Origin of the sequence: Hyella patelloides LEGE 07179 (assembly GCF_900659865.1) — a bacterium.
GTDB lineage: Bacteria > Cyanobacteriota > Cyanobacteriia > Cyanobacteriales > Xenococcaceae > Hyella > Hyella patelloides.
The window spans coordinates 1-4,871 of sequence record NZ_LR214150.1 but is presented as its reverse complement, the minus strand read 5'-3'; the positions used below and the strand labels follow the sequence as shown (position 1 = coordinate 4,871).

Below are 4,871 nucleotides of genomic sequence, written 5' to 3'. Positions count from 1 at the left end.
GTCTTGGGGGACATTTAGCGTTTCGCGCTGCACTCCAACCAGAAGTAAAAGCAGGAGTATGCTGCTATCCTACAGGAATTGATAACGGTAAACTGGGCAGAGAAAAAGCAGACACCATCGAAAGAGTCAGAGAAATAACAGGAGAAATCTTAACTGTATTTGGCACTCTCGATCCTCATGTTCCCAAGGAAGGTAGACACAAGATTTTACAAGCTTTAGATGATGCAGAAATTAAACATAAGTCCCTAATCTATAAAGCTAATCATACTTTTATGCGGGATGACGGTTATCGATACGATCCTTTGGCTACCGATGCAGCCTGGAGAGAAATTATTGAGTTTTTCGGTCAGATTTTTGACTGAATGTGAAAGTGCGATCTCGCAGTGCAGCCGTAGGCTGTTCGCTCTTTTTCACGATAAATTGAAACAGTTAACGATCAACTCAAGAATATTTTCAAATCGAGCATGGTTTGACATCGCAGTATTTGAAATTTTTTAGTGAATCTGATGGCTGGGTTGATTGCTTACACCTATCTATCCAACAAACCTTCTATTAATTTAGAGCCGAAAGGTTTACTAGCTCTGCCTCCTGCTGTTTACTAATTTTGTCTCACTCACGTTTCAAAAAGAGCGATCGCTCTTTTTGAGTTAATTTTTCATCAACTCTTCAATGTGTTTTATAACTTCAGCTTTTTTCTCTTCAGTTAATTTATAGTTGGTTTCACAATAAATTTTGATTTCTTCACCCCAGCATGAATGTTTAAAATTTAGGGTATAAATATCTAAGTTGCCAACTTCTAGAGGAGTTCTGCGTTCGTGAGCGATTGCAGCAGGATCGCTTACTTTTCTTTGAGGAAAATAGAGATATTGCTCTTGGTATCCTTTTACGGGGAAATCGCGATAAATTGCAAATGGTTCTATTTCGTACATTTTAGTTGTTGAATCTTTAAATTTAAGAAGCAAACATTTTTTTGACTTGTTTAATATCAGATTGAAGTATTTGGCATAGTCGATCTGTCTAGTCTAGAGTGAGCTTAGGATTATAAAGCCCAGTTTCCCAATTAGAAATAGTTTGAACAGTTACGCCGACAGCCTCGGCAATTTGCCTTTGAGTTAAACCTAACTCTTTGCGTCTTTTCATAAATTGTTCTGTCATCAATATCTAAGACAATTATACAATTAATTTATATAAGTAAGCTTGACTTTATATAAGTCAACTTTTAATGTTGATAAGTCAACATACTTTAGTTTAATTACCCCGACCTACTCAAGTGGATAATTTATAGCAGCTAATTCTTCGTTTTTTAGAAATATCTGTAACTTTAACAATGGCTCGACCCAAAAAGATAATAGCCCGGACTAAGGTAGGGAATAATCAATATCAAATTTGTCTATTTAGGCGACAGGGGAAAAATAAATGGCACATTAACAAAATACTTATTGATAATGCTCCCTTATCTTTAGATGAAGCCAAGGAGATAATGAAAGAGTTTTCAGAGCAATTAAACATTCCCTGGCAGAAAAAACCATTGCAAGATGTAACGAGAAAACGATTACACAATTCTGCAAAAAGAAAGGCGAGAAAGGAAAAATTACGCATAGCCCGTGCGCTCAAACCACCCCTTCTGACTTTTGATGGCTCATCCAAGGGAAGACCAGGGCGTTCTGCTTCGGCAGCAGTTATTGAATATCCTGCTCGAACTCGTCATACAGTTACCAAATTTATACCTTCAGCTTTTGCCAATGAAGCGGAATATACGGGACTAATTATCGGTCTAGAAAAAGCACGAGAATTGGGAATATTATCGCTTGAAATTAAAGGAGATAGTCGAACAATTATCTATCAAGTATTGGGAAAATATCAACTAAATAGTGATTCTAAATTTTTAGATTATCGCGAACGAGTGTTAAATTTATTATCTTTTTTTGATGATTATTCGTTAACTTGGATTCCCCGAAGAAAAAATCAATTAGCTGATAGGGCAGCACACAAATGTTTGAAAGAAAATTGTCCTCTCCTAAAGTCAGGGGCATATCTAAATTATTTAATCTATGGTAATTCTTATTTAGTCGATGATGATTATGATTAAATAGTTTTATTTAATCATAATCATTTAAAAATACAGAGAACTTTGATTTTAGTATTTGATGTTCTACTTTAATTATCGATTTAATTGGATTTTTTGGTTCGGATGACAAATCGCTCATTTTATCCATTTATAATTCAAGCTTTCATAGTATTAATATAGTTTCCTACTTATTAGCTTTTCTCCATTCCCATGGTGGTTGATGACCTCCAGAATGAACCCCTAACTTTTCCTCTCTGGCTAATTCTTCTGCCAGAACTAATTGCTCCTTGCTGGGACAGTTATTTGCATATTGCCCGTAAAGCCAGGCGTAACCATCTCGTAACATCTGCATATTGAGATTGACCGCCGTACTTTTAGAGTCCTGCACGTAAACCTCTGCAACGGTACGCCCGTATCTGTCCTTCTCGATAGGAACTATTAACAGTTCGCCATTGCCCATCTCGATCAGCGATCGCAGAGGCTCTCTTGCTTCAACTCCTAATGGTTGCTTGATTTCGGGGCTGTCCGTCCCACAGAATCTTATTTTGAGTTCTTGAGCATTTTTTTCAGTCCTTAAAGTGTCACCGTCATATACAGAGCCACTTACTAGATTCCATTGCTCGTATGTCTGAGATGGGGCTTTTGGTAGTTGAGAATTTTGAGGAGAAGGCGATCCCGAAGGGAGCTGCTCCGCAGGTCGCTCCTTCACACAAGAGTAACAAATTAAGCCCAGTCCGATTAGTAGAGCTAGAGTATTGAGGAGTTTTTTCATAAGCAAGCGTAATAAAGATGCAACTCTAGTTTGGCTCTTAGAGAGTGGAATTGGGGTGGACAGCAGAGAGGGCTAAGAGCGCGATCGCTTTATGATAAGGAATAGATGAATACAGAGATTACAGGTTAGTCCAAGTTCAATTAAGGAGGCTAAAAAATCTGTTTTATCTAGTATCTGTCTCGTTGAATAAACAAAATAACACTCAACTAAAAAGCTGATATTTTCTCAATTAGAAATAAGGGAGAGAGCCTACTGAATAAAATTATTCGGTGCAACTCCAAATTGAGTTAATTGCAAGAGAAAATCTCTCAGTTAGTTTAGCTTGAGTGTTATTGTTATGAAGAGAAATACTCTACTATGACAACTCAATTGATTGACGAAGATAGCGAATCTTGAGAATTAGGAGATTGGAGAAGATTGCTTGTTGTCACACCAAAGGGAAATTAAGCAATGGGACTGGTCAACGCCCAAGCATAAGTAATGAGAGCCAAAATAGCTAAACCAATGAGAGTCTCTCTTTGTCTGGTCACCATTAACTGAAAGAGATGCCAAAAATGGCTCAAAGTAGCACGGCGTTCCACAGCTAGTTGTGCCATCAAATCAGCTACTCTAGCGTCTACCTCCTCTAAGGAAATATCACCTTGCTGATAAGCAGCTTCTAGCTCATCTAGCTGTCGCCAGTATTCTTTTGTTGCTTGAAGAAGATGGGGAAACATTGATGAAAACGGAAAAATATGATGAGAATTGACGGCGGTTTTGTCGCAGTAGCAACTTACCGCCCAAAATACTGCTGTGGTGAAAACTCAATCTGGCAGCAGTAGCTACTAGTTAATTAGATCAGACCTAACTGAGATAGAATGCCTTGACCAGTTAAGAATTCAGTGGCGATGCCAATGACGAAGCCGACCATAGCTAGACGACCATTCCAGTTTTCGGCAAATTGACTAAAGCCGAATTGAGATTCTTGCTTTTCCATGAGATTAGTCCTAAGTAATTTAAAGAAGATGAATGTATTTAAATAGCCAATTAATCAGCAAAATACCAGATTAAGAGGATTTTCTGGGAGTAATTAGGCAACTTTAGTTGAGTTTCCTTCAATCGGATAACTGCTTGCTTTCCAGGCAGCCAAGCCACCTTTAACTTCAGCCACATTTTGATATCCGACAGTACGGAGTTGAGCTGCTGCGGATGCAGTTTGCTCATCAGTAGAGCCATAGAGATAAAGATCGCGAGTCAGTTCGAGATTAATCAAAGTGCGGTCAACTAAGGAGTTGATTGGTAGAGAAATCGCTCCTGAGATATGGCTAGTGTTGAAAGCATCTCGGTCTCGAATATCAATGATAGTAAGAGCTGGTTCTCCCCAGTCAAGGCGTTTTTTTAAGTCAGAGACGAGGGATTGAGTCTTAAGAGGTTCTGGGATGATGCGAGAAGAATTACTCATGTTTGATCTGGATGAAATTAGGAAACGGCAATTGCTCGATATATTGTAACAATTATTTAAGATTTAGCAATTTTTGTTAATAATGAGTGACAAAGATTAATTTCTGTAGTCAGAGAGCGGGTTAGACGATTTCAGTGTTTAATGGAAGCTTTTGTACTACAAGAGGTAGAAGTCTCAGCTATCTGTAAGAACGCTCGATATCCAAAGATAAACTCGCTATAATCAGCCAGATTATCTAACCCCAAAGCCGTGAGGTAAATTTCGGCAAATAACCACACGATGATTTTGAGAACTAGCTGTGACCACTTTACTTTCATTATTGTGTCTTGAAATAAATAGCTAGCAATCACTCAACTCATTCTGGAGAGCGGGAAGTGAGTACTTCTGTAATGTTGAAATGGCGAGTTCGTCTTTCTCGAGTGACACCGACAACTCGATAATCTTCCATCCTGTCGCCAATTAGTCAGAGCGACTTTGCCCTGGGGTCTTCAAAATTGCTCAAGGCTCTGGCTACCTGGCTACCTGGGCGCGAATTGTTACTGGCTCTCCTTTAACGAATTTCCTCGTTAAGACTTGATACGGACAGAGGG

9 protein-coding genes and 1 pseudogene are annotated in these 4,871 nt (G+C 38.7%); 3 read left to right on the top strand and 7 right to left on the bottom strand.

The genetic code is table 11. The features are described 5' to 3' along the window. Window positions 1-362 (top strand): dienelactone hydrolase family protein (locus tag H1P_RS31095; protein ID WP_186376248.1); only part of this gene is annotated, 362 nt, incomplete at its 5' end. Between the two features lie 57 nt (window positions 363-419). Continuing rightward, window positions 420-602: pseudogene (locus H1P_RS38635) on the top strand (IS982 family transposase); the annotation flags it as partial. 45 nt (window positions 603-647) lie between these two features. On the opposite strand, the gene H1P_RS31085 reads toward H1P_RS38635, so the two are convergent. Beyond that, entirely contained in the window at window positions 648-929 is a 282-nt protein-coding gene (locus H1P_RS31085) for a hypothetical protein (RefSeq protein WP_144875028.1), read from the bottom strand. A gap of 88 nt (window positions 930-1,017) precedes the next feature. Further along, entirely contained in the window at window positions 1,018-1,155 is a 138-nt protein-coding gene (locus H1P_RS31080) for a helix-turn-helix transcriptional regulator (RefSeq protein ID WP_144875026.1), read from the bottom strand. Window positions 1,156-1,327: 172 nt separating this feature from the next. Between H1P_RS31080 and H1P_RS31075 the strand changes: the two genes are divergently transcribed. Beyond that, the gene (locus H1P_RS31075) at window positions 1,328-2,089 is read left to right on the top strand and encodes a ribonuclease HI family protein (RefSeq protein ID WP_144875024.1); all 762 of its coding nucleotides are present in this window, start codon (window positions 1,328-1,330) and stop codon (window positions 2,087-2,089) included. A gap of 163 nt (window positions 2,090-2,252) precedes the next feature. On the opposite strand, the gene H1P_RS31070 is transcribed toward H1P_RS31075, so the two are convergent. From H1P_RS31070 to H1P_RS31050, 5 genes are all read right to left on the bottom strand, one after another. After that, a complete protein-coding gene (locus H1P_RS31070) occupies window positions 2,253-2,840 on the bottom strand; it encodes a thermonuclease family protein (protein ID WP_144875022.1) in 588 nt (195 codons plus the stop codon). Window positions 2,841-3,283: 443 nt separating this feature from the next. After that, window positions 3,284-3,556 (bottom strand): hypothetical protein, encoded by a 273-nt coding sequence (locus tag H1P_RS31065; protein WP_144875020.1) that lies wholly within the window; start codon window positions 3,554-3,556, stop codon window positions 3,284-3,286. Window positions 3,557-3,672: 116 nt separating this feature from the next. Continuing rightward, window positions 3,673-3,816 carry a chlorophyll a/b-binding protein gene (locus H1P_RS31060; RefSeq protein ID WP_144875018.1) on the bottom strand — a complete coding sequence of 48 codons (144 nt, stop codon included), beginning with the start codon at window positions 3,814-3,816 and terminating at the stop codon, window positions 3,673-3,675. 93 nt (window positions 3,817-3,909) lie between these two features. Beyond that, window positions 3,910-4,281: a rhodanese-like domain-containing protein gene (locus tag H1P_RS31055; RefSeq protein ID WP_144875016.1), complete on the bottom strand. Its 372-nt coding sequence runs from the start codon at window positions 4,279-4,281 to the stop codon at window positions 3,910-3,912. Between the two features lie 131 nt (window positions 4,282-4,412). Next, window positions 4,413-4,598 carry a hypothetical protein gene (locus H1P_RS31050; RefSeq protein ID WP_144875014.1) on the bottom strand — a complete coding sequence of 62 codons (186 nt, stop codon included), beginning with the start codon at window positions 4,596-4,598 and terminating at the stop codon, window positions 4,413-4,415. Between the last annotated feature and the right edge of the window lie 273 nt (window positions 4,599-4,871).

Bases quoted from the DNA above. Each gene is read 5' to 3' on its own strand.
- H1P_RS31050 (WP_144875014.1), bottom strand. From the start codon at position 4,598: ATGAAAGTAAAGTGGTCACAGCTAGTTCTCAAAATCATCGTGTGGTTA.
- H1P_RS31065 (WP_144875020.1), bottom strand. From the start codon at position 3,556: ATGTTTCCCCATCTTCTTCAAGCAACAAAAGAATACTGGCGACAGCTA.
- H1P_RS31070 (WP_144875022.1), bottom strand. From the start codon at position 2,840: ATGAAAAAACTCCTCAATACTCTAGCTCTACTAATCGGACTGGGCTTA.
- H1P_RS31055 (WP_144875016.1), bottom strand. From the start codon at position 4,281: ATGAGTAATTCTTCTCGCATCATCCCAGAACCTCTTAAGACTCAATCC.
- H1P_RS31075 (WP_144875024.1), top strand. From the start codon at position 1,328: ATGGCTCGACCCAAAAAGATAATAGCCCGGACTAAGGTAGGGAATAAT.
- H1P_RS31085 (WP_144875028.1), bottom strand. From the start codon at position 929: ATGTACGAAATAGAACCATTTGCAATTTATCGCGATTTCCCCGTAAAA.
- H1P_RS31060 (WP_144875018.1), bottom strand. From the start codon at position 3,816: ATGGAAAAGCAAGAATCTCAATTCGGCTTTAGTCAATTTGCCGAAAAC.
- H1P_RS31080 (WP_144875026.1), bottom strand. From the start codon at position 1,155: ATGACAGAACAATTTATGAAAAGACGCAAAGAGTTAGGTTTAACTCAA.